This is a genomic window from Mycobacterium sp. SMC-21 (assembly GCF_045310825.1).
GTDB lineage: Bacteria > Actinomycetota > Actinomycetes > Mycobacteriales > Mycobacteriaceae > Mycobacterium.
Genome location: NZ_JBJIAO010000005.1, coordinates 247,891 through 268,967, shown reverse-complemented (window position 1 = coordinate 268,967; position 21,077 = coordinate 247,891). Strand labels below are relative to the sequence as shown.

Annotated in this window: 21 protein-coding genes; 11 read left to right on the top strand and 10 right to left on the bottom strand. The window is 68.2% G+C overall.

Going from position 1 to position 21,077, the window contains the following annotated elements; all coding sequences use genetic code 11:
* The first annotated feature begins 167 nt into the window (after window positions 1-167).
* Complete coding sequence (locus ACJH6H_RS08455) at window positions 168-389, top strand: hypothetical protein (RefSeq protein WP_036420312.1); 222 nt, start codon at window positions 168-170, stop codon at window positions 387-389.
* Between the two features lie 6 nt (window positions 390-395).
* On the opposite strand, the gene ACJH6H_RS08450 is transcribed toward ACJH6H_RS08455, so the two are convergent.
* Both ACJH6H_RS08450 and ACJH6H_RS08445 read right to left on the bottom strand, forming a co-directional pair.
* Window positions 396-1,547: an alkaline phosphatase family protein gene (locus ACJH6H_RS08450; protein ID WP_226518475.1), complete on the bottom strand. Its 1,152-nt coding sequence runs from the start codon at window positions 1,545-1,547 to the stop codon at window positions 396-398.
* Between the two features lie 99 nt (window positions 1,548-1,646).
* Window positions 1,647-1,943, bottom strand: coding sequence for a hypothetical protein (locus tag ACJH6H_RS08445; protein WP_226518474.1), 297 nt, complete (start codon window positions 1,941-1,943; stop codon window positions 1,647-1,649).
* A gap of 154 nt (window positions 1,944-2,097) precedes the next feature.
* Here ACJH6H_RS08445 and ACJH6H_RS08440 point away from each other — a divergent pair, with 154 nt between their 5' ends.
* Together ACJH6H_RS08440 and ACJH6H_RS08435 are read left to right on the top strand one after the other, a co-directional pair.
* Entirely contained in the window at window positions 2,098-3,315 is a 1,218-nt protein-coding gene (locus ACJH6H_RS08440) for an acyltransferase (RefSeq protein WP_212811350.1), read from the top strand.
* A gap of 39 nt (window positions 3,316-3,354) precedes the next feature.
* Window positions 3,355-4,041 carry an Rv0518 family GDSL lipase gene (locus ACJH6H_RS08435; protein ID WP_212811351.1) on the top strand — a complete coding sequence of 229 codons (687 nt, stop codon included), beginning with the start codon at window positions 3,355-3,357 and terminating at the stop codon, window positions 4,039-4,041.
* Here ACJH6H_RS08435 and ACJH6H_RS08430 read toward each other — a convergent pair.
* Entirely contained in the window at window positions 4,031-5,110 is a 1,080-nt protein-coding gene (locus ACJH6H_RS08430) for a GGDEF domain-containing protein (protein ID WP_212811352.1), read from the bottom strand. The two genes, ACJH6H_RS08435 and ACJH6H_RS08430, sit on opposite strands and share 11 nt — an antisense overlap.
* Before the next feature lie 351 nt (window positions 5,111-5,461).
* Here ACJH6H_RS08430 and ACJH6H_RS08425 point away from each other — a divergent pair, with 351 nt between their 5' ends.
* The 4 genes from ACJH6H_RS08425 to ACJH6H_RS08410 all read left to right on the top strand — a co-directional run bounded on the left by ACJH6H_RS08425 (window position 5,462) and on the right by ACJH6H_RS08410 (window position 10,347).
* Window positions 5,462-5,911: a Fur family transcriptional regulator gene (locus tag ACJH6H_RS08425; protein ID WP_212811353.1), complete on the top strand. Its 450-nt coding sequence runs from the start codon at window positions 5,462-5,464 to the stop codon at window positions 5,909-5,911.
* Window positions 5,912-6,013: 102 nt separating this feature from the next.
* On the top strand, window positions 6,014-8,140 hold the full coding sequence (gene katG, locus ACJH6H_RS08420; RefSeq protein ID WP_406774642.1) for a catalase/peroxidase HPI: 2,127 nt from the start codon (window positions 6,014-6,016) through the stop codon (window positions 8,138-8,140).
* A 57-nt stretch (window positions 8,141-8,197) separates the two neighbouring features.
* Entirely contained in the window at window positions 8,198-9,091 is an 894-nt protein-coding gene (locus tag ACJH6H_RS08415; RefSeq protein ID WP_406774641.1) for a LysR family transcriptional regulator, read from the top strand.
* 56 nt (window positions 9,092-9,147) lie between these two features.
* Window positions 9,148-10,347 carry an MFS transporter gene (locus ACJH6H_RS08410; protein ID WP_346416198.1) on the top strand — a complete coding sequence of 400 codons (1,200 nt, stop codon included), beginning with the start codon at window positions 9,148-9,150 and terminating at the stop codon, window positions 10,345-10,347.
* Here the strand turns inward: ACJH6H_RS08410 and ACJH6H_RS08405 are convergent.
* Window positions 10,344-11,006 carry an MOSC domain-containing protein gene (locus ACJH6H_RS08405; protein ID WP_406774640.1) on the bottom strand — a complete coding sequence of 221 codons (663 nt, stop codon included), beginning with the start codon at window positions 11,004-11,006 and terminating at the stop codon, window positions 10,344-10,346. The two genes, ACJH6H_RS08410 and ACJH6H_RS08405, sit on opposite strands and share 4 nt — an antisense overlap.
* Before the next feature lie 267 nt (window positions 11,007-11,273).
* Here ACJH6H_RS08405 and ripD point away from each other — a divergent pair, with 267 nt between their 5' ends.
* Window positions 11,274-11,954, top strand: a complete 681-nt coding sequence (gene ripD, locus ACJH6H_RS08400) for an NlpC/P60 family peptidoglycan-binding protein RipD (RefSeq protein WP_212811358.1) — start codon at window positions 11,274-11,276, stop codon at window positions 11,952-11,954.
* A 78-nt stretch (window positions 11,955-12,032) separates the two neighbouring features.
* On the opposite strand, the gene ACJH6H_RS08395 is transcribed toward ripD, so the two are convergent.
* Window positions 12,033-12,992, bottom strand: coding sequence for a type IV toxin-antitoxin system AbiEi family antitoxin domain-containing protein (locus ACJH6H_RS08395; protein WP_406774647.1), 960 nt, complete (start codon window positions 12,990-12,992; stop codon window positions 12,033-12,035).
* Between the two features lie 173 nt (window positions 12,993-13,165).
* Here ACJH6H_RS08395 and tpx point away from each other — a divergent pair, with 173 nt between their 5' ends.
* Together tpx and ACJH6H_RS08385 are read left to right on the top strand one after the other, a co-directional pair.
* On the top strand, window positions 13,166-13,660 hold the full coding sequence (gene tpx, locus ACJH6H_RS08390) for a thiol peroxidase (RefSeq protein ID WP_406774639.1): 495 nt from the start codon (window positions 13,166-13,168) through the stop codon (window positions 13,658-13,660).
* A 78-nt stretch (window positions 13,661-13,738) separates the two neighbouring features.
* A complete protein-coding gene (locus tag ACJH6H_RS08385; RefSeq protein WP_318984991.1) occupies window positions 13,739-15,085 on the top strand; it encodes a HAMP domain-containing sensor histidine kinase in 1,347 nt (448 codons plus the stop codon).
* Between the two features lies 1 nt (window position 15,086).
* Here the strand turns inward: ACJH6H_RS08385 and ACJH6H_RS08380 are convergent, their stop codons facing one another.
* Window positions 15,087-15,329 carry a hypothetical protein gene (locus ACJH6H_RS08380; RefSeq protein WP_406774638.1) on the bottom strand — a complete coding sequence of 81 codons (243 nt, stop codon included), beginning with the start codon at window positions 15,327-15,329 and terminating at the stop codon, window positions 15,087-15,089.
* Window positions 15,330-15,502: 173 nt separating this feature from the next.
* On the bottom strand, window positions 15,503-15,772 hold the full coding sequence (locus tag ACJH6H_RS08375; RefSeq protein WP_406774637.1) for a hypothetical protein: 270 nt from the start codon (window positions 15,770-15,772) through the stop codon (window positions 15,503-15,505).
* Window positions 15,773-15,967: 195 nt separating this feature from the next.
* Here ACJH6H_RS08375 and ACJH6H_RS08370 point away from each other — a divergent pair, with 195 nt between their 5' ends.
* Complete coding sequence (locus ACJH6H_RS08370; protein ID WP_212811363.1) at window positions 15,968-16,834, top strand: hypothetical protein; 867 nt, start codon at window positions 15,968-15,970, stop codon at window positions 16,832-16,834.
* Between the two features lie 20 nt (window positions 16,835-16,854).
* On the opposite strand, the gene aceA is transcribed toward ACJH6H_RS08370, so the two are convergent.
* The 3 genes from aceA to ACJH6H_RS08355 all read right to left on the bottom strand — a co-directional run bounded on the left by aceA (window position 16,855) and on the right by ACJH6H_RS08355 (window position 21,008).
* Window positions 16,855-19,131 (bottom strand): isocitrate lyase ICL2, encoded by a 2,277-nt coding sequence (aceA, locus tag ACJH6H_RS08365; RefSeq protein ID WP_406774636.1) that lies wholly within the window; start codon window positions 19,129-19,131, stop codon window positions 16,855-16,857.
* A gap of 74 nt (window positions 19,132-19,205) precedes the next feature.
* On the bottom strand, window positions 19,206-19,601 hold the full coding sequence (locus ACJH6H_RS08360; RefSeq protein ID WP_406774635.1) for a tautomerase family protein: 396 nt from the start codon (window positions 19,599-19,601) through the stop codon (window positions 19,206-19,208).
* Window positions 19,602-19,628: 27 nt separating this feature from the next.
* A complete protein-coding gene (locus ACJH6H_RS08355) occupies window positions 19,629-21,008 on the bottom strand; it encodes a glutaminyl-peptide cyclotransferase (RefSeq protein ID WP_406774634.1) in 1,380 nt (459 codons plus the stop codon).
* Between the last annotated feature and the right edge of the window lie 69 nt (window positions 21,009-21,077).

Sequence of the window (21,077 nt, the reverse complement as noted above, 5' to 3'; positions counted from 1 at the left end):
ACACACCCAGCCAACCAGACACCCCAATCACAGGCCGACAGCAGCTGACCGTTCTACACCCTCAATCATGAAGAGCCCCTAAAGTTCGGTACCTACTGACGTCGGGGCAGAGGTCGGTGGGCCGAGGTTCCGTACCTGCGGTGATTACCAGAAATGCTGGGGTGGTTATGGGTAGGAACGCCAAGTTCGCCGTTGACATGCGGGTTCGCGTCAACCGTGGCGACGCCAAAGACGTGCGTGGGGTGATCGTCGAGGACTACGGCGATCATGCGGGCTATTCGGTCGATGTCGGTGAGGACCATATCGTCGACGCGGCGCGCCGCTGGGCCGTCCTGCTGGACAGCGGCACGCTCGTTTTCGCCGACGACGCCCATCTGAAGCCGGAGTAATTCCGGCTATCCGGAAGCGATGAGCAGCGGAACCAGCTGCTCGGCATCTGTCCATGACCCATGCTGTCCGATCAGGGCAGATTCCAGCGGCTCGACCGTTCGACGTACCAACCCGGCGTTGTCCCGGGCCGCGGCCACGACATCGCCGATGCGGCTGCGGGCCGCGTCACTCACCCGCGCGCCGAACCAGCCCTCTGCGATGGCCTGCTCCCGGGTACGAACCCAGGCCTTGGCGCCCAACGTTTCTCGCCACGCGTCGGCGACCGCATCGGCCGCCCCGTCGGCGACATAGACGTGCCGTGCGCGCGCCTCCCCGGCGACGGCGACGGCGCCGTCCAACAGCGCCGGACGCGCATCGATATCGATGACGTCGGCTTCGGCGAGGTTGACCATGCCGTGGTCGGCAACGACCGCCAGCAGCCCGCCGGACGGCAGGGCTTCGACGATCGACTCGACCAGCCGGTCCACCTGTCGCAACTGCATGCGCCACGCGGTCGACCCCGCGCCGTACAGATGGCCGAGCATGTCCAGGTCGGCGTGGTAGCCGTAGCAGAATCCGCCGTCGGCGACGGCCTGCTGGACGCGGGCCGCGAGGTCGCCGAGCCGATGCACCCCGACGTACCGGCCGCCGCGCAGCACCGCGCGGGTCAGCCCGGAATTGGTGAATTCGGCGCCCGAGATGACGTTCACGGCCACGCCGGCGGCCGTGGCCTGACCGAATGTGGTCGGTAGCGGTTGGACTTCCTCGGGCACCAGCACGTCGCGCAGATCGGCGCCGAACGGGTGCGGCGTCCAGCGCAGCGCGTTCACCACGCCGTGGTCGGGAATCCGGAACGAGTATCCGACCATGCCGTGTTCGCCCGAGCGCCGGCCGGTGCCCACCGCCGCCAGCCCCGCCGCGGTGGTGGCGGGGTAGCCGACGCGCAGATTCCGGCCGCGAAGTCCTGCCAGTACCGGCGCGTCGTCGGCGTAGGTGTCGAGCAACTGTGCGCCGAGACCGTCGATCAGCAAGACGCACGCGCCGCGGATGCCGCCGGGCAGGTCGATGGGCCGGTGCACCCCGTCGCGTTGGGCTCCGTGCACACCCATCGCGGCCAGCACGGCCGGCACCACGTCGGCCAGATGCGGCGCGTCGGGCCGCGGGCTCGGGACATCCATGGCCGCGAGCTTAGGGATTTCCCGCGCGAAGTAAATCCAATTACCGCGAGCCATGAATAGGGGAAATGCAATTATCTCGCGACGCGAGCAAATGTTTTGTCAGCCGCCCCAGCCGCGACTGCCGTCCCAGCCGCCGCAGATCCCGTTGAAGCAGCCGTGGCCGAATCCGCCGGTGACGGGGTTCCAGCCACCACAGCCTCGCCAGTTCGCGCCGTCGCCGCAGCCACCGCCGCCGCCCTGGCCATCGGGTCCGCCGTAGCCGTTGTCGGCCACCACGGTCCGATCCGCGCCGATGCTCCCGGAGAGGGTCATCGCTGCGGCCGGAGCGGCAACTATTGCTGCTGTGGCGGCCACCGCGGCGACCGCCGATGTCGTGAATTTCCGCCTAATTAGCATGTCTACAGAATGCTCCCGAGCGGCCGAATATTCCAGCGCCCCGGCGCGCCATTCTGGCGGCAACAGAATTCCGGCGCTCGGCAGTGCCGTCGAAGAAAAGTCACAGGTTTCCCGTCGGGACCCGGGTCGTCGCCGCTGTTACCCTTTTCCCGTCATGAGTGTTGTGCCGAGCGGTGAAATCAAGGCACTGTCCGGCCTGCGCATCGTCGCCGCCGTGTGGGTGGTGCTGTTCCATTTCCGTCCGCTGTTGAAGCAGGCGTCACCGCCCCTGAGCGACGCCCTCGCCCCGATTCTCGACTGCGGCGCGCAGGGCGTCGATCTGTTCTTCATCCTCAGCGGATTCGTCCTCACCTGGAACTACCTCGAGCGCATGGGGCCGGCGTGGTCGACACGGGCGACGCTGCATTTCCTGTGGCTCCGCCTGGCCCGGGTCTGGCCCGTCTACCTGGTCACCATGCACCTCGCCGTGGCCTGGATCATCTTCACGCTCAACGTCGGCGACTTCCCGTCGCCGGAGGCGGCCACCCTCACCGGCCCCAACTACCTGCGTCAGCTGTTCCTGGTCCAGCTGTGGGTGGTGCCGTACTTCGACAACTCCAGCTGGGACGGCCCGGCCTGGTCGATCAGCGCGGAATGGCTGGCGTACCTGCTGTTCGGGTTGCTGGTCATCGTGCTGTTCCGGGTGGCCCGGGTAAGCCGGGCGCGGACCCTGCTGTGGCTGGCGTTCGCCGTGACGCTGCCGCCGCTGCTGTTCCTGGCCGCCACGGGCGAGTTCTACACGCCGTGGAGCTGGCTGCCGCGCATCGTCCTGCAGTTCACCGCGGGTGCCCTGGCGTGTGCCGCCGTCCGCAAGCTGAACCTGACCGACCGGGGCCGCACGGTCGCGGGGGTGCTGTCGGTGGTGCTGCTGGCCGTCATCGTGGGCCTCGTGTACTGGTTCGACGCACATCCGATCCCGACCATCCGTGACGACTTCGGCCTCGTCGACGTCTTCTTCCTGCCGTTGGTGGTGGCCCTTTCGGTCGGCACCGGCACCCTGCCCGCATTGTTGTCGACCCGCGTCATGGTCTACGGCGGCAAGGTGTCGTTCGGCCTGTACATGGTCCACGAACTCGTGCATCAGGGCTGGAACTGGGCCGCGGCGCAGTACCGCATCGAGATGTTGCCGAGTTGGGGCACCAAGTTCATCGTGCTGGCGCTGCTGGCCGGCTCGTTCGCCGGTGCCGTGGTGCTGTTCCACTACGTCGAAGAGCCGGCGCGGCACTGGATGCGGCGCATGGTCGGGCCGGCAGATGGCTCGAAAGCTGTTGTAACACAACGTAAACTCCAGGCGATATCTGACGACGAAGAGCCCGCCGAACGCGCAGGCTGACCGCACTACGCCGTAGTACCGACTCATCATGGGAGACCCGTGCGCCATCTGACCACCTTGTTGCTGACCGCTGCGCTGTGTGCGGTGTCCGTGGTGAGCGCGCCCGGTCCGGCACACGCGTACCGGAACGTGCGCCCGGGGATGCCCGAACGCGTCGCGGTGATCAGCGACTCGTACACCAACGGCACCAACTTCGGCGGCCAGGGCCCCCGGAGCTGGACGGCGCAGGCGGGTCGCAACCTCGATGCCTGGGGTGCCCCGATCACGGCCGACGTCGCCGCCGAGGGCCGGGCCGGTTACGTCGTGCGCGGCGACCACGGCAGTATCTTCCTGGACCTGACCAGGCGCGCCGTGCGTCCGGACGACGCCCTCGTGGTGTTCTTCGGTTCCCGCAATGACCAGGGCGCCGACCTCGTGCAGCTGTCGGGGATGGCGCACGACGCCTTCGCCCAGGCGCGGGCGACGGCGCCCGGCGCCAAGCTGCTCGTGATCGGGCCGCCCTGGCCGACGGCCGACGTGCCGCCGGCGGTGCTGCAGATCCGCGACGTGCTCGGCATGCAGGCCGGGATGGCCGGTGCCACATTCGTCGACCCGATCGCCGAGCGGTGGTTCGTCGACCGTCCGGACCTCATCGCGCCCGACGGCGTCCACCCGACCGACGCCGGACACGACTACCTGGCGGGCCTCATCGCGCCGCGGATTCGCGCCGAGCTGCCTACTCGTTGATCGGCAGGTCGTCCCGCACGTCGTAGCGGACGTCGTTGCCGCCGTCCTCGCGGGCGCGTTCCATGGCCTCGGCGGCCGCGGCCAGCAGGGCGTCGATGACGATCTCGGGCGGGTGCACCGTCAGCGGCGCCAGCGGGGTGCACACCACGCCGATGCTCGCGGTGACCCGGGACGGCGTCGACTTCATGGCGCCCTGCACGCGGTCGATCAGCGGCGAGGCGTCGGGACTGGTGAAGGTGTCCGCGACGATGAAGTCGCTGTCGGAGATGTGCGCGGCGATGGCGTTGCGGCGCACCGTTTCCCGCAGTGCCTGGCTGACGTCGATACGGGCCCGGTTGGCGCGCCGTTGGCCGGACATCGAGGACAGCAGCGGAAAGCTGTCGATGCTGACGACCGCGAGCACCATGTGACGGTCGTCCTGCCGGTTGCGGGCGGCGAGCAGGTTCGCGGCGCGCGAGTACAGCCCGTCGGTGTTGAGCAGCCCGGTCAGCGGTTCGATCTCGCTGTGGTGGATGTCGGTCGAGCTGAGCCCGATCGCGACGCGGCACGTGAAGAACACGAAGACGTTGAGCAGCGCGATGATCAGGACGGCGCACGCCGCCAGCGCGGGGTCTTCCGACCCGACGCGGACGCCCAGGTATCCCAGCGTGAGCCCACCGAGCACCCAGGGACCGGCCAGCACGCTGGGGCGGTGCAGGAAGGCCACATAACCGCTGGAGAAGATGAACGCGCTGGTGGCCAGCAGCCCGAGCATCGGGTCCGTCATGATCAGGCAGGCCGCGCTCATCGGGATCGCGCCGAGCGTCACCGAGATCGCCGAGAACCGCTGCGAGGGCCAGGAATGGCGCAGCCAGACGGCGCCGACGCCGAGCGCACAGGCGCCGACCGCGATGGCGATCGCCTGGCGTACCGGGCCATGGGGTCCCGCGGGGCTGAGCATCAGCACCACGGGAACCATGCCGAGCACCGCGTTGAGCGCGGCGATCACGCGGCAGGTTCGGGTCTGCAGGCCGCGGACGGCGAGCAGCGAGGTGAGCCAGTAATAGTGATTCTGTCCGGCAGCGGTCATGCGGGTACCCGGTGGTCTCCCGCGTCAGCCGGCCGGCGAACCGGGTGGCCTGTCACGCTGCGTCGCATATGCAGCAGATTAACAATCGCGCCGCGCGGATTCGGCGGCCGTCGGCAAACTCTGTGCATACGTTCAGCCTCGGATGCTGAATCGCCCCGCGAACTGAACGCGGCGATTCGCCGGTTCGGGTGAATTCCCTGCGGGCGCGCGACGGGTCGCCTAAAGTGTCTGCGAAACAACGGCTTTGACCTCTGCGAATGGCATCGTCGCCGGTTTCCCTCAGCGAATTCGCGTGACACACATCACGCCAAAGTCTTGACTCAGTCCAAAAAAGCGCGTAGAAGTGAACACGTGACGACCGACTACACGGAGCAGCTGCGTTCCGCAGATCTCCGTGTGACACGGCCCCGCCTCGCAGTCCTGGAGGTGGTGGCGGGACGTCCGCATGCCGACACCGAAAGCGTCTTCGACGCGGTCCGCGCGATCCTGCCCGACGTCTCCCGTCAGGCGGTCTACGACGTGCTGGCCGCACTCACCACCGCGGGGCTCATCCGTCGCATCCAGCCTTCGGGTTCGGTGGCCCGGTACGAGACCCGCGTCGGCGACAACCACCACCACGTCGTGTGCCGGTCATGCGGCGCCATCGCCGACATCGACTGCGCCACCGGCGAAGCGCCCTGTCTGACCCCGTCGGACACCCACGGCGTGCTCGACGGTTTCGTCGTCGACGAGGCCGAGGTCATCTACTGGGGTGTGTGCCCCGACTGCGCGGCAGCCACAACTTCGCGATCACATCCGTGATCGCAACACAATTCACCACCCTCGAAAGGAAGTGCAGTGCCTGAGGAAACTCACCCTCCGATCGGAGAAGCACAGACCGAGCCTGCCGAAAGCGGTTGCCCGATGCGCATCAAGCCGCCTGTCGAGGGTGGTAGCAACCGGGACTGGTGGCCCAACGCCGTCAACCTCAAGATTTTGCAGAAGAACCCGCCGGCCATCGATCCCACGGACGAGGATTACGACTACCGCGAGGCCGTCAAGAACCTCGACTTCGAGGCCTTCCAACGCGACTTCGACGAGCTGCTGACCAACTCGCAGGAATGGTGGCCCGCCGACTTCGGCCACTACGGTCCGCTGTTCGTCCGCATGTCGTGGCACGCCGCCGGCACCTACCGCGTCGAGGACGGCCGCGGCGGCGGCGGCCGGGGCATGCAGCGCTTCGCCCCGCTCAACAGCTGGCCCGACAACGTCAGCCTGGACAAGGCGCGTCGTCTGCTGTGGCCGCTGAAGAAGAAGTACGGCAAGAACATCTCCTGGTCGGACCTCATCGTCTACGCGGGCAACCGCGCCATGGAGCACATGGGCTTCAAGACCGCCGGCTTCGCTTTCGGTCGCCCGGATTACTGGGAGCCCGAGGAGGACATCTACTGGGGTTCCGAGCACGAGTGGCTCGGTTCGCAGGACCGCTACGCCGGCACCGACCGCACCAAGCTGGAGAACCCGCTGGCCGCCAGCCACATGGGTCTGATCTACGTCAATCCCGAAGGCCCCGAAGGCAATCCGGATTACCTGGCCGCTGCCATCGACATCCGTGAGACCTTCGGCCGCATGGCGATGAACGACGTCGAGACCGCCGCCCTCATCGTCGGTGGCCACACCTTCGGCAAGACCCACGGTGCCACCGACATCGAGAACGGCGTGGAGCCCGAGGCCGCCCCGCTGGAGCAGATGGGTCTGGGCTGGGCCAACCCCGGCGTCGGCAACGAGGCCGTCAGCAGCGGTCTCGAGGTGACCTGGACCCACACCCCGACCAAGTGGGACAACTCGTTCCTGGAGATCCTCTACGGCAACGAGTGGGAGCTGACCAAGAGCCCGCAGGGTGCCAACCAGTGGAAGCCCAAGGACGGCGGCTGGGCCAACTCGGTGCCGATGGCACAGGGCACCGGCAAGACCCACCCGTCGATGCTGACCACCGACCTGTCGATGCGCTTCGATCCGATCTACGGCGAGATCACCCGCCGCTGGCTCGACCACCCGGAGGAGCTGGCCGAGGAGTTCGCCAAGGCGTGGTTCAAGCTGCTGCACCGCGACATGGGTCCGGTGGTGCGCTACCTCGGCCCGCTGGTGCCGAAGCAGACGTGGCTGTGGCAGGACATCACCCCGGCCGGCAAGACGCTGTCCGAGGCCGACGTCGCCTCGCTCAAGACCGCCATCGCCGAGTCGGGTCTGTCGGTGCAGCAGCTGGTCAACACCGCGTGGAAGGCGGCGGCCTCGTTCCGCTCCAGTGACATGCGCGGTGGCGCCAACGGTGGCCGCATCCGGCTGCAGCCGCAGCTCGGCTGGGAGGTCAACGAGCCCGATGAGCTGGCTCAGGTGATCCGGAAGCTCGAGGAGATCCAGCAGGCGTCGCCGACCGGTGTGTCGTTCGCCGACCTGGTGGTCCTCGGCGGTGTCGTCGGCCTCGAAAAGGCCATCAAGGACGCCGGTTTCGACGTCGCGGTGCCGTTCACCTCGGGTCGCGGCGACGCCAGCCAGGATCAGACCGACGTCGAGTCGTTCGCCTACCTGGAGCCGAAGGGCGACGGTTTCCGGAACTTCGTCGGCAAGGGCGACACCCTGCCGTCCGAGTACCGGCTGATCGACCGCGCCAACCTGCTGGGGCTGACGGCGCCGGAGCTGACCGTGCTCATCGGTGGTCTGCGCGCGCTGGGCGCCAACCACGGCGGTTCGGACCTCGGTGTGCTGACGGCCGACAAGGGCAAGCTGACGAACGACTTCTTCGTCAACCTGCTCGACATGTCCACCAGGTGGGCCCCGTCGCCGGCCGATGACGGCACCTACGTCGGCACCGACCGCAGCAGCGGCGCGCCGAAGTGGACCGCCAGCCGGGTCGACCTGCTCTTCGGCTCGAACTCGCAGCTGCGGGCGCTGGCCGAGGTCTACGCGGAGGACGACAACAAGGAGAAGTTCGTCAAGGACTTCGTCGCGGCGTGGACCAAGGTGATGAACGCCGACCGGTTCGACATCTAGCCGGAACCTGATTCAGTACCCCGTGGGCCCTCGGGCTCACGGGGTACTGTGCTTTTCGTGCTCTTCGATGAACTCCGCTGGTTCGTCGTCCTGGCCGAGACCGAGCACGTCACCGCTGCCGCCGCCGAATTGGGTGTCGCACAGCCGACGCTGTCGCGGGCCCTGGCCCGGCTGGAAAACGAAGTGGGCACACCGCTTTTCGACCGCACCGGCCGGCGGCTGCGCCTGAACGGGTACGGGCGGATCATGCTCGAACATGCGCGTCGCGGCATTGCCGAGATGGATGCGGCACAGAGCCGGATCGCGGCGTTGCTGGATCCGGACAGCGGCCTGGTCCGGTTGGCTTTTCTGCATTCGACCGCGAATTGGTTTGTGCCGGAGGTGCTTCGGCAGTTCCGGGTACTGGCTCCGGCGGTGCGCTTCGAGCTGTTCCAGGGCGCGGCGCACGACATCGCGGAGCGGCTGCGCACCGGGCAGGCCGACGTCGCGATCACATCCCCGCGGCCGACGCAGGTGCCGTGCGTCTGGCGGGTCCTGTATGTCGAACGGTTGTGCCTGGCGGTGCCCGCCGACCACCGGCTGGTGGGCCGTGCCCGCGTACGCCTGAGCGAGGTGGCCGACGAGACCTTCATCGCGCTCGGGGCGGATTTCGGGCTGCGCCAGCTGACGGATCAGGTGTGGGCCGAGAGCGGCATCACGCCGGAAATCGCGTTCGAAGCCATGGAGATTCCGACGATGGAAGGTTTGGTCGCGGCGGGATTCGGCGTCGCCGTGGTGCCGGTGCCGCGGCCCGGCCGGGGCGATCCCTCGGTGATCTACATCCCATTGTCCGACACCAGGGTCAAGCGCGAGATCGGCATGGCGTGGGTCAAGGGTCGCGAATTGTCGCCTGCTGCAGCGCGATTCGCCGACCTGGTCAGCACCACCGCATCAGATGCACAAAACGTATGAAACAACTCAAACTAATGTATTGGACACATGAACGGGGCGGTTCCTAGCCTGCGTTCGTGACTGTTGAAGCGCCCGTCTGGACCGGCCATGTGCGCGGTTCCACGGACTACCGCAGGCTGCTCGGCGCGCTGTTCTGCGCCGGCGTGGCGACGTTCGCGCAGCTGTATTCGCCGCAGGCGGTCCTGCCGCTGATCGCCCGCAGCCTGAATACCGGTGCCGCGGCCTCGGCGCTCATGGTGTCGGCGTCGACGATCGGTCTGGCGCTGGGGGTCATCGGCTGGTCGACGCTCGCCGACCGCATCGGCCGGGTGCGTGCGATGTCCTACTCGGTCTGTGTGGCAACGGGTTTGGCGCTGCTGGTGCCGTTCGCGCCGACATTCCAGCTGTTGCTGGCCGGACGATTCGCCGAAGGCCTGGCGCTCGGGGGAGTGCCGGCCATCGCGGTGGCCTATCTGACCGAGGAGATCGAAGCCGGCCATGCCGCGCGGGCCGCGGGTACCTACGTCGCCGGCACCACCATCGGCGGATTGCTCGGTCGGCTGGTGGCCGCCCCGGTGGCCGAGTTCACCGACTGGCGGTGGGCCATGTTCGTCGTCGGATTGCTCTGCAGCGCAGCAGCTGTCGGCTTCATGCGACTGGCCCCCGAACCTCGGGGATTCGTCCCGGCCGACGAGGAGACCGAGGGCTCCCTGGCGCACCGATTGGCGGCCAACCTGCGCAACCCCAGGCAACTGGTGCTGTATCTGCAGGGCTTCCTGCTGATGGGCGGGTTCGTCGCGATGTACAACTTCCTCGGCTTCCGGCTGAGCGCGGCGCCGTTCGGACTTCCGCAGACCGTCGTCAGCCTGGTGTTCGTGGCCTATCTGGCGGGCACCTGGGCGTCGGCGTGGGCCGGGGCCGCGGCCAGCCGGTACGGCCGGCGCCCGGTGCTGCTGGGCAGCGTCGCGGTGATGGGGCTGGGTGTGGTGATCACCCTGAGCCACAACGTGATCGCGGTCCTCGCCGGCCTGCTGGTCGCCACCGCGGGGTTTTTCGGCGCGCATGCCACCGCCTCGGGTTGGACCGGCCAGCTGGCCACCGTGGGCAAGGCGCAGGCCGGCTCGCTGTACAACCTGGCGTACTACGCGGGTTCGAGCGTCATCGGCTGGGTCGGCGGGATCGCCTTCGATACCGCCGGGTGGTCGGCGGTCGCCGCCGTCATCGTGGGGCTGCAGGTCGTCGCCGGACTCGCGGCGGCCGTCGTGCTGCGCGATTAGTGCTGGCTCGCCCGCTGGTGGACGCGGTCCTTGATGGCCTCCGGCAACGCGTCGGCCGGAAGCAGCCGCGGCAGTAGCTCCGGTTCGAGGGTCAGGGCGCGGAACACCATCGCGACAGTGACGTCGTGCGGCGGACGCGAGACCACCGTGATCGATGCACCGGCCCGCAGCACCCCGGGCGTCACGACGCGCAGGTAGGCGCCGGGCAGGGCCTGGGCGGTGAAAGTCTTGACCCAGCCCCGGATTTCGAGCCACTCGGCGAAGGTGCGGCACGGGATGCGGGGCCGGCTCACTTCCAGGAGCGGGCCGCCGTCGCCGATCTGCCAGCGTTCGCCGATGACGGCGCCGTTCACCTCGAGCCCCGCGGTGGTGAGGTTCTCGCCGAACGAGCCGTTGGCCAGCTCGCGGTCGAGGCGGACCTGCCAGTCGTCGAGGTCTTCACGGGCGTAGGCGTACACCGCCTGGTCGTCACCGCCGTGGAACTGCTGGTCGCCGATGGTGTCGCCGACCAGACCGCTGCCGAGACCGCCGTGCATGGGGCCGGGGGCGCGAACGGGCACCGGCTCGGACGTCGGGCGCTTGTCGATTCCGGTGCTCAGCTGATCCTTGTCGGGGCTCGGTCGGGGGACCGCCAGATTCACCGTCAGGATCGCTGCCATGGCGCAAGCCTAGAGGTGCCGTCCGGCTCCTTCGACCGGGAGTGGCCCGGGTCACCGCCAGCGCTGAAATCGGTCGCCGTGGATCACCTTTCGATCACATTTTCGATAAAGATCGCGCGCTGACCTGCATTTATGTGGGATAAGGCGCGCGTGTGGGGTAAAAGTGACGTTAGTGAAATTTGTGACGAGAGGGACCACCGGGGCCGCGACCCCTGCGTAGACCACGCAGCGTCGTGTGCCGGTGGCGCACGACGAGAGGTGGCCGAGATGCGGCGGATCATTGTGACGGTGGCGAGCGCGGCACTGCTGGCGGCGCCCATGGCGGTGGCGGCTCCGCTGGTGTCGGCGCCCCTCGCGTCGGCCGACACCACCTGGACCGGTGGTACCCACCGACAGGCCATCGACTTCGTCATCCAGCGCGCGCTGTCGCAGCGCGGGGTGCCGTTCGTCTACGGCGGTGGCAACGCCAACGGCCCCAGCCTGCCTCCGGCCAGCGTCACGACCGCGGCTGCGCCGGTGGCTCAGCCGGCTCCGCAGGTCGGCCTGCAGCCGATGGGTGTCGCGCAGCCGGCGGCGGCGCCGCAGACCAACACGCTCATCCCGGGCCTGTCGGGTCTGTTCGGCCAATCGCCGACCGCGAGCGCCATCACGCCGGCGCCGACCACGCCGGGCTTCGATGCGTCCGGCCTCGTTCAGTACGCGTTCGCCGGCGTCGGCATCAAACTGCCGCGGTCGTCGGGTGAGCAGTACAAGGTGGGCCGGAAGATCACCGCGGACCAGGCCCTGCCGGGCGACCTGCTGTTCTACGGCCCGGCCGGCTCGCAGAGCGTCGCCCTGTTCGTGGGCAACGGCCAGATGATCGAGGGCACCGAGCCCTCCGTCACTGTGGGCCCGGTGCGCACCAACGGCATGGACCCGTACCTGAGCCGCATCATCGAGTGGCAGTAGCGGCTGCGACCACCGACAGCGCCTCGGATCGCAGTCACCTGCTGACTGTGATCCGAGGCGTAAGCGCACGGATTCGGGTCAAGCGGCGATATCGGCGGCGGGATATCCGCACCCGGGTCCGCACGGATGACCACGCACGGGGATCCCACGCCGACGCAGCACCTGTGCGATCTTCGTTGCGGTCTGACATGGCCGGTCGAATACCTGCTGATAACTGAGTCGGACCGTCCACCGGCCGTCGACTGCGGCATCCAGATCGCGTTCGATGTCGTTGTTCCGGGCGGTCGCCGAGTCGTGGAACAGCCTGCCGTCGAGCTCTACCACCAGCCGTTTCCCGTACTCGACGTCGCGGTATCGAACACCAGACGACGACGAAGACCTGTTCTGACGACTGCCTCGGGGTAACCCGTGCGCCCGCTCCACGCGATCGAGGTAGCGCTGTTCGAGGACCGAACACGTGCCTTCTGAGATGTCGAGCAGAATCGCCCGCAGCCAGCGTCGGCGAGGCACGCGCCGTCGGCTCTCGAGTACTGCCAGCAGTCGCTGTGCTGTGGTCCGTCGGGACTGGCAGGCGTCCGCCAGGATGGCGATCGCATCGAATTCTGCGGCCCGGCAGGCGACATCCAGTGCGGCCTCCTCGTAGCGCAGCCGCGGTGGTCCCACGTGCCACAGCACCCGCTGGTCCAAGTGGGCAACGTGATGGATGCGAACACCGTCGGGCTCGACCAGCGCGGTCCGGTTCCGCTCAACCGCGACGTGGACGACCGGGCTTTCGTGCTGCATCGCCGACTCCAGACACAGCGCCGCCGGCGCGGCGTAAAGCACTGCAGCCCAGGCGCGTTGCTGCCAACTCGGCGATCCGGTGTGGTCGACGTACACGCCGTCGTGCATACGAGCCCATTCGTTGCGCCGCAGCATGCGCCGGATGTAGGCGTCGTGCCTGCCGGCGTCGAGCACCTGCCGCCGCGAAATGACACCTGCCTGACGGCCGAGAACCGCGGCGATCTCCGCGTCGGCGGCTCGGCCCTTGTCATCCACGTCGTCGATCTTCGCGGCAGTGTGCGGGCCGGCACCAGACCCCGCGTTGCCCGGCTGTGGATAACCGTCTACGCCTCGGATCTCAGCCACATATTGACTGCGATCCGAGGCGTAGCGGGCACAGCAGCACCCCAGCGCTGCGCGCGTGACGCAGTCTTGACAGACTGTCGGGTATGGCACAGATAACCCTGCGTGGAAACCCCATCAACACCGTCGGCGAGCTGCCCGCTGTCGGGTCCGCAGCCCCGGCGTTCGCCCTGACCGGCGCCGACCTGGCTCCGGTGACCAAGGACCAGTTCAGCGGTAAGTCCGTGGTGTTCAACATCTTTCCGTCGGTCGACACCCCGGTGTGTGCCACCAGCGTGCGGACCTTCAACGAGCGGGCGGCCGCCGACGGCGCCACCGTCGTGAACGTGTCCAAGGACCTGCCGTTCGCCCAGAAGCGTTTCTGCGGTGCCGAGGGCATCGAGAACGTCACCACTGCGTCGGCGTTCCGGGACAGCTTCGGTGAGGACTACGGCGTCACCATCGCCGACGGCCCGATGGCCGGCTTGCTCGCCCGCGCCATCGTGGTGATCGGCGCCGACGGCAATATCGTGTACACCGAACTGGTGCCCGAGATCGCCCAGGAACCGGACTACGACGCAGCGCTGGCCGCCGCCAAGTAACACCAGCTCTTCGACGGACGGGGTGTGTGCCAGGGGCACGCGCCCCGTCCGCTTTTTCGTATCGGGCATGATGACCTGGTGCAGCTGCGATTACCGATACCGGCTTTGTCGTTGCGAGCCATCGTCGTCGTCGCGGCGTTGTCGGTGGTCGCGACGGTGCTGATCATCGGAACCTGGGTGTGGATCGGCGTCACCAACGACCAGTACAGCCAGCTCGATCGGCGGCTGGACTCGCTGAGCAGCCTGCCCGACGTCAACACCCTGCTGAGCATCGCCCGGCAGACTCCCACCGGCACGCCGCAGTCCGAGGGCTCACTGGTGCAGACCGTCCGCATCGGCGCCGCCACGGTCTCGATGCCGCCGGAGATCGTGCTGCCGCAGTTCGAGGCCGGGTATGCCAACACCACGATCAACGGCGTCGAGTACCGCGTCCGCACCGTCACCACCGGTTCGGCGTCGATCGCGCTCGGCGCACCGCTGGCCGAGGCCCAGCGGCAGATCCGCAACCTGCACATCCGCATCCTGGCCATCTGTAGCGGCGTCATCCTCGGCACGTTCGTGGTCGGCGGCTCGATGTGGTTCGTGATGATCAACCCGTTCCGCAAGCTCGCTCAGCAGGCCCGGCAGATCAACTCCCAGTCCAAGCCCGAAGAGGTCCACGTGCGGGGCGTCTCGGAAGCCGTGGAGATCGCCGAGGCGGTCGAGGGCATGTTGGCCCGCATCGGCGAGGAACAGGCACGCACCAAGGCCGCACTGGAGTCGGCCCGCGACTTCGCCTCGGTGGCATCGCACGAATTGCGCACCCCGCTGACCGCGATGCGCACGAACCTCGAGGTACTGTCCACGCTCGATCTCGAGGCGGAGCAGCGTGCCGAGGTGATCGGCGACGTCATGCGCACACAGAGCCGGATCGAGGCGACGCTGACGGCGCTGGAACGGCTCGCCCAGGGCGAGCTCACCACGGCCGACGATCTCGTGCCCGTCGACATCACCGAGTTGCTCGACCGGGCCGCCCACGACGCGGTGCGGGTCTACCCCGACCTCAACGTCGCCCTCGTACCGTCCCCGACGGTGCTGATGCTGGGGCTGCCCGTCGGGCTCCGGCTGGTTGTCGACAACGCGATCGCCAACGCCGTCAAACACGGTGGTGCGACCCGGGTGCAGCTGTCGGCCGTCAGCTCGCACGACGGCGTGCAGATCGCCATCGACGACAATGGCACCGGCGTACCGGAACACGAACGTGACGCGGTGTTCCACCGGTTCGCGCGCGGGTCCACCGCGTCACATTCGGGTTCGGGTCTCGGTCTGGCACTGGTTGCCCAGCAGGCCGAACTGCATGGTGGCACAGCGTCTTTGACGCAGAGTCCGCTAGGCGGCGCGAGGCTCCTGCTGGAGCTGCCCGCGCCGCGTCCGCAAGCGGGCTGAGCTAGATGCAGGCGCCGAAGATGCAGAATCCGCCGTCAGGCTCCCAGCCGCCGTTCCACGTGCCCGGCGGGTTCCAGCCCCAGGCCGGCGGGGGCGGCGGACCCCAGCCGGGTCCGGGTCCCGGACCGTTCCAGCCCGGGCCGTGACCCCAGCGCGCCGGGACCGGCGCCGTGCCGGTATCCGCACTCGCGGTACCCGCACCCAGCCCGACGGCTCCGGCGACAACGCCGCTCGCGACAGCCAAACCAACAATGAATTTTATCGATTTCATGATCTACTCCATTCCTCGACTCAATCGATTGCTGCAACAACGTTGCGGCGCTCGCTGTTTCTCGGTCTGTAGTCATTCTCGTTAGTCAAGCTATGTATGGCCTGTGTCCGCCTTAGGCGGTGGCTTTCGGTTTCCGGGTGCCCTGCTCAGATGCAGGCGCCGAACAGGCACACCCCGCCATCCGGTTCCCAGCCGCCGTTCCAGGTACCCGGCGGGTTTCCGGGCGGCGGTGGCGGTCCCCATGCCGGTGGCGGCGGGCCCCAGTGGTGGTCCGGCGGCGGGGGTCCCCAGCCGGGTCCGGGCGGGGGCGGTGGCGGACCCCAGTCGGCGCTGGCAACGCCGGTGCCCAGCGTCACGAGGCCGGCGCCGAGGCTGCCGGTGATCGCCAGGCCGGCAATCATCTTGGTGTGTTTCATGATCGATCGTCTCCGTTCGTGGCGGACTGTCCGACCATGGAACGGCAGCAGGTTGTGGATCAGCTGTGCCTGACGTAAGTGGTAGGTCCCGGTTTGGCGTCGTGCGGCCGGCGCAGGAAGGCGACCGCGCCGGCCCGCTTCCTACAATTGGCCGATGTCCGCCAATTCTCGGTTCGCCGGAGCCGGAGCCGCACCATGCTGATCGGCATCCTCGCCGCCCTCGTTGCCTGCTTCAGCTATGGCACGGCATCGGTGCTGCAGTCCCGCGCGGCTCGTCGCGACGGCGAAGCTGCCGACACCGCACCGACGTTCCGGTCGACCGTCACGGCGATCCTGGCGCCGCTGTTCCTCGCCGGCATGCTGCTGGACGGGCTGGGCTTCCTCGGCAGCCTGGTGTCGGCGCGGCTGATCCCACTGTTCCTGTCGCAGACCATCATGAGTGCCAACCTCGCGGTGACCGCCGTCCTGAGCGTGCTGGTCCTCGGGGTGCGCCTGCGCCCGCGGGACTGGGCCGCGATCGCGACAGTCCTTGTGGCACTGTGCATTCTGGGCTTCAGCGCCGGTGAACTCGGCACCGAGGTGCCGGGCCGGCACATGCACTGGAGCGTGCTGGCGGCATCGGCGCTCATCTTCGTCTTCGGGGTGGTGCTCGTTCGGGTGCTCGGCAAGAAGGCCGCGGTGCCGGCCGGGCTGATCGCCGGCATCCTGTACGGCGCCATGGCGGTCGCGGTCCGGATCACCCACGGGCTCGACCCGTTCGAATGGCATGCGTTGCTCTCCGACCCGGCGGCGTGGGCGGTGGTGGTCGCCGGCGGCGGTGGCTTCTACCTGTTCACCGTCGCACTGCAGATCGGTTCGGTGAACGGCGTGGCCGCCGCACTCGTCATGGGGGAGACGGTGATTCCCGGCGTGGTCGGCGTCCTGTTGCTGGGCGATGTGGCGAAGCCGGGGCTCGGATGGCTGGTCGGGGTCGCTTTCGCCACCGCGGTCGCCGGGGCGGTCGCGATCGCGATTTTCGGTGCGGCAGAAGAGGAACCGGCGGTCGCCACGGCTCAGGCGTGAAACCGTGGCGACCCGACCGGCTAGTCCTCCTTGCGGATCAAGCGGCCGAGGGCCTCGCGGTCCGGCGCCAGCAGTTCGTCGATCCGCGCCTTGTTGACATCGGCGACGATGATCTCGCCGACCTCCTGATAGACGTTGCTGAACAGCCCGTGGGACTTCATCTTCTCGGTCTGGTAGATGTTGTCCTCCGTCGGTGTCACGTAGTAGACGATCTCCGACTTGAACCGGTGGATCAGCCACACGTGGATCAGATCCATCAGGCGCTTCTGCCGCAGCTTCTCGGCGAAGGTGTTCTGGTCGCGCACCGTGAGGATGTTGCGGCCGTAGCGGTCCTTGATCGGGTCGACGACGACGTTGGCCAGCGGCTCGTCACCGCTGCCGTAGATGCCGAGATCCAGGACGTCGGAACCGGCGCGACGGGGCCGCAGCTGTACGTGCAGCTTCTCGCCGATCTGGTAGTGATCGCTCCACATCGCCAGCCACTCTTCGAGGAGCTTCTTGGGCACCTCGGTCTGGACCAGGTGCTGGTGTTGCGTGGAGCCGGCGCCCATCGCCTTGGTGGTCGCGGTCCGCCCCGACGACGCGGCCAGCGCGGCATCGCTGCGCGGACCGCCGACGAGCGTTTGCGGTGTGCGGTAGGGAGATTCGACGAGCCGCATCTTGCGTTGCAGGCGCGCCAGGGCCAGCATGCCCTCCTGCCGCAGGGATGTCGCGAACTCCTCGCACGCCACACCGTCCACCTGGTGGCCGCCGTAGGTGATGAAGTTGAAGACGAACCCCATCTTGCCGAGTTCCTCTGGGAACGCCCGCATTTCGTCATCGGTCATGCCGGTGGTGTCCCAGTTGAACGACGGCGACAGGTTGTACGCCAGCATCTGGTCCGGGAATTCGGCGTGGATGGCCTCCGCGAACTCCCGGGCGTCGGCCAGGTCCGCGGTTTTCGTCTCCATCCACAGGATGTCCGCGAACGGCGCGGCCGCAAGGGATTTCGCGATCGCGTACGGGATGCCGCCGCGCACCTGGTAGTAGCCCTCCGGGGTCTTGGCGAGCTCACAGTCCCACGCCACGTCGGCGCCCAGCTCACGGGCCTTCTCCCGCGCCGCATACAGCGACGCGCGGGCCGCGAACTTGCGCCACTCCTCGGGGCTCACCGTGGTGGCCTCACCCTCCTTGGCCCGGAACTGCAGCACTTCGGCCACGGCTTCGCAGTAAGTGTTCAGGCCCGAATCCGCCTGCCACGCCTCGACGAACTTCGACTCGACCTTGTCGAACACCGCGTCGACCGACTGCCCGGAATTCTGGTCCCAGGCCGCGGCCGCCTCGTCGATGAGGCCCGCGATGCCGTGGCTGTCCAGCCAGGCGTCGGCGGCCGCGTACTGGCCCTCGGGCAACGCGTACAGCAGGTGCCCGCGCAGGTCGGTGACGCCCTTGTCGTGGAAGCGGCGCACCATCGCCAGGAAACAGGATTTGTAGGACGGGATGTTCAGGTTGGTGGCGCCCAGCAGGAACGGCTGGTCGCGCTCGTCGGCGGCGCTGTCGATGAGGTTCGCGGCCTCGGCGTCGGTGCGCGCGACGATGATTCCCGGCACGCCCATCATGTCCAGCTGGAAGCGCGCGGTGTTGAGGCGCTTGAGTTGTTCATCCGACGGCACCAGCACCTTGCCACCCTGGTGGCCGCATTTCTTGGTACCGGGCCGCTGGTCCTCGATGTGGTAGCCAGGCACTCCCGACTCGACAAAACGGCGAATCAGGTTGCGTACGTGAGCATCTCCACCGTGACCGGTGTCGGCGTCGGCGATGATGAACGGCCGGTAGTCGATCGCGGGGGTGGCTGCGCGCTGTTCCTCGGTCATCTGCAGGCGCAGGTACTGCTGGTTGCGGTCCGCGGTCAGCAGCGCCCGCACCAGCCCGGCGGCTTCGTCGGGCACCTGGCTCAGCGGGTAGCTGGCCAGGTCGGGCCCGGGGTCCTCGCTGATGGAGCCCTTGGCCGAGGTGGCCCAGCCACCGAGGTAGATGCCCTCGATGCCGATCCGCTTCATCACCACCGCCTGGCCGGGGGAGTACGGCCCGAACGTCGTGATGCTCTTCTTCTGCGCGAACAGTTCGCGCAGCCGCGGATAGAACGCTTCGGCGGCCTGCCGGGCCACCGGATAGTCGGACGGGATGGTGCCGCGTTGTTCGACGACCTGACGCGCGGTGTAGAGCCGCGTGATGCCGTCGAAACGCGGGCTGTCGAAATACTCCTGCACGTCGGCGACGTTCTGCTCGAACGACGTCGCCACTGCTTCGAGAGTCATGGACTGCTCCTTGCTGAGCTGGTTTCCGATGAGCTCTCCGAGCCTATCGCCGCGGGGCTGCCGTGAATACGCGATCAGACATTCACATCGAAGCCGAGGTTGACGTCGCAGGCGGCCTGTCCGCCGCGGACGCCCCAGTTCTCGAGCGCACTCTCGCGCAGCAGGATCGTGATGTGGTCGGCGGGGATGTCGAAGGCGCCGAGGCGGCCCGTGATCTCGCGGTACAGCGCGCGCTTGGCGTCCACCGACCGGCCGGCGAAACAGTCGATGGTCACCAGGGTGTACCGCTCGGGATGCGCGAGATGCGGCGCGTGCGAAAACCGGTGCGGCTCATGGACCAGGAGCCGGACGTGCTTGTCGCCGACCGGGATCTGGAACGCGGCGACCAGTGCCGCGTGGACGGCATCGATGAGGGCGACCTCTTCGGGCTGGCTGTACTGACGTCGGACCTCGATCAGTGAACTCGGCATGGCGCTGATCGTCACATCCGGCAGTCGTCAGCGCACCTGAATTTCCGCCGGTGTCGCCGGTTCGAACCGCACCCGGTAGACCGCCGGCCAGTACTTGCCCGTGACCAGGAACTGCCCATTGCCGCCGGCGCCGCCGAGATGCGCGATGCCGTTGAGGACGCCGATGTCGCCCTGCCAGGCGGCGTCGCGCAGGCCGGTGGCATAGACGACGGCGGTGACGACGCCCGTGTTGGCGTCGATCTCGATGATCTGGTCGGTCGGGAACACGTTGGCCCAGATCCGGTTTCCGGCGCAGTCGAGGCTGTTGAGTCCGGTGACCTGAATTCCGTTGTAGGTCACGGCGAGGGTGCCTGTTTCCCGCATGTCGTCGAGACGGTGGAAGCGCAGGACCGCGGATCCGTCGCTGCGGACCAGCCGGTCACCGGTGCGGCACAGGCCCCAGCCCTGACCGTCGAGCGGGACCTCGCGCAGCATCGTCAGCGTGGCCTTGTCCCATTCGATGGCGACGCCGTTCTCGTACGTCAGCTGCCACAGGTGCGGGCCGGCATCGGCGATGCCCTCGCCGAAATAGGCCGGCGGCAGCGGGACCGCGCGCCGCAGCTGTCCGGTGTCGGCGTCGAGTTCGCGCAGCTCGGACTTTCCTTCGAGGCCCGTGCTCTCGTACAGCGTCGGTCCGTCGACGAACATGCCCTCGGTGAACGCGACGGGGTCGTGGTCGAACCGTTCGAGCACGACGGGGCGGAGCCGGGCGACCTGATCGGCTGCGGCGGTGGGGATTCCGGCCACCACGACCAGGAGCGTGCCGACGGCCGTCAGTGTCACGGCGGTGATCGCGGCGGTGTGTTCCTGCACCCAGTGGCGCATCCGCTCCAGGCCCTTCTCGGCGTACCGCGCGGCCACCAGGTGCGCCAGGATCGGTGCGGCGGTGGTGGAGCCGGCCAGTACGACGAAAAAGCCCACGGCACCGGCCTTTTCGACAGGCGCGGTCAGCAGCGCGTCGATAGCCACGCCGCCGGCGACGCACGCCAGGATGAACTTCGGGTTCGCGACGGCGAAGACCAGCCCGGTGACGCCGGTGACCAGCGGCGAGGCGGACTGCAGCCGCGTCAGCCAGCCGGTCGCCTGCGCGTAGTGCGTGCGCCGCAGCCACGTGACGACACCGAGCACGATCAGCGCGATGCCGATGCCGAGCTGCAACCGCGAACTGGTCGCGGCGGCGTGCGACCGGCCGACGGGCGATACCAGCACCACCGTGCTGATGACGGCCGCCATCCCGGCGAGCCACCCGCCCAGGTAGGTCAGGCCGGTGCTGCGGGGCCGGTCCGAGTACAGCAGGAGCAGCACCGGCGGCAGGACCGCCATGGGGGACAGCGCCACGATGAGCGCGTCGGGGATCAACCACGTCACACGAGCCATCTTGCCTGCGCGCAGCCTGCCCGCCGCTGACGCGCGTCCGGTGATCGGGCAGGCTGGTGT

What these genes read in the sequence shown, in the direction of transcription:
- ACJH6H_RS08440 (WP_212811350.1), top strand. Translation starts at nt 2,098, where the DNA reads ATGAGTGTTGTGCCGAGCGGTGAAATCAAGGCACTGTCCGGCCTGCGC.
- ACJH6H_RS08445 (WP_226518474.1), bottom strand. Translation starts at nt 1,943, where the DNA reads ATGCTAATTAGGCGGAAATTCACGACATCGGCGGTCGCCGCGGTGGCC.
- katG (WP_406774642.1), top strand. Translation starts at nt 6,014, where the DNA reads ATGCGCATCAAGCCGCCTGTCGAGGGTGGTAGCAACCGGGACTGGTGG.
- ACJH6H_RS08360 (WP_406774635.1), bottom strand. Translation starts at nt 19,601, where the DNA reads ATGCCGAGTTCACTGATCGAGGTCCGACGTCAGTACAGCCAGCCCGAA.
- tpx (WP_406774639.1), top strand. Translation starts at nt 13,166, where the DNA reads ATGGCACAGATAACCCTGCGTGGAAACCCCATCAACACCGTCGGCGAG.
- ACJH6H_RS08430 (WP_212811352.1), bottom strand. Translation starts at nt 5,110, where the DNA reads ATGACCGCTGCCGGACAGAATCACTATTACTGGCTCACCTCGCTGCTC.
- ACJH6H_RS08405 (WP_406774640.1), bottom strand. Translation starts at nt 11,006, where the DNA reads ATGGCAGCGATCCTGACGGTGAATCTGGCGGTCCCCCGACCGAGCCCC.
- ACJH6H_RS08455 (WP_036420312.1), top strand. Translation starts at nt 168, where the DNA reads ATGGGTAGGAACGCCAAGTTCGCCGTTGACATGCGGGTTCGCGTCAAC.
- ripD (WP_212811358.1), top strand. Translation starts at nt 11,274, where the DNA reads ATGCGGCGGATCATTGTGACGGTGGCGAGCGCGGCACTGCTGGCGGCG.
- ACJH6H_RS08375 (WP_406774637.1), bottom strand. Translation starts at nt 15,772, where the DNA reads ATGAAACACACCAAGATGATTGCCGGCCTGGCGATCACCGGCAGCCTC.
- ACJH6H_RS08370 (WP_212811363.1), top strand. Translation starts at nt 15,968, where the DNA reads ATGCTGATCGGCATCCTCGCCGCCCTCGTTGCCTGCTTCAGCTATGGC.
- ACJH6H_RS08450 (WP_226518475.1), bottom strand. Translation starts at nt 1,547, where the DNA reads ATGGATGTCCCGAGCCCGCGGCCCGACGCGCCGCATCTGGCCGACGTG.
- aceA (WP_406774636.1), bottom strand. Translation starts at nt 19,131, where the DNA reads ATGACTCTCGAAGCAGTGGCGACGTCGTTCGAGCAGAACGTCGCCGAC.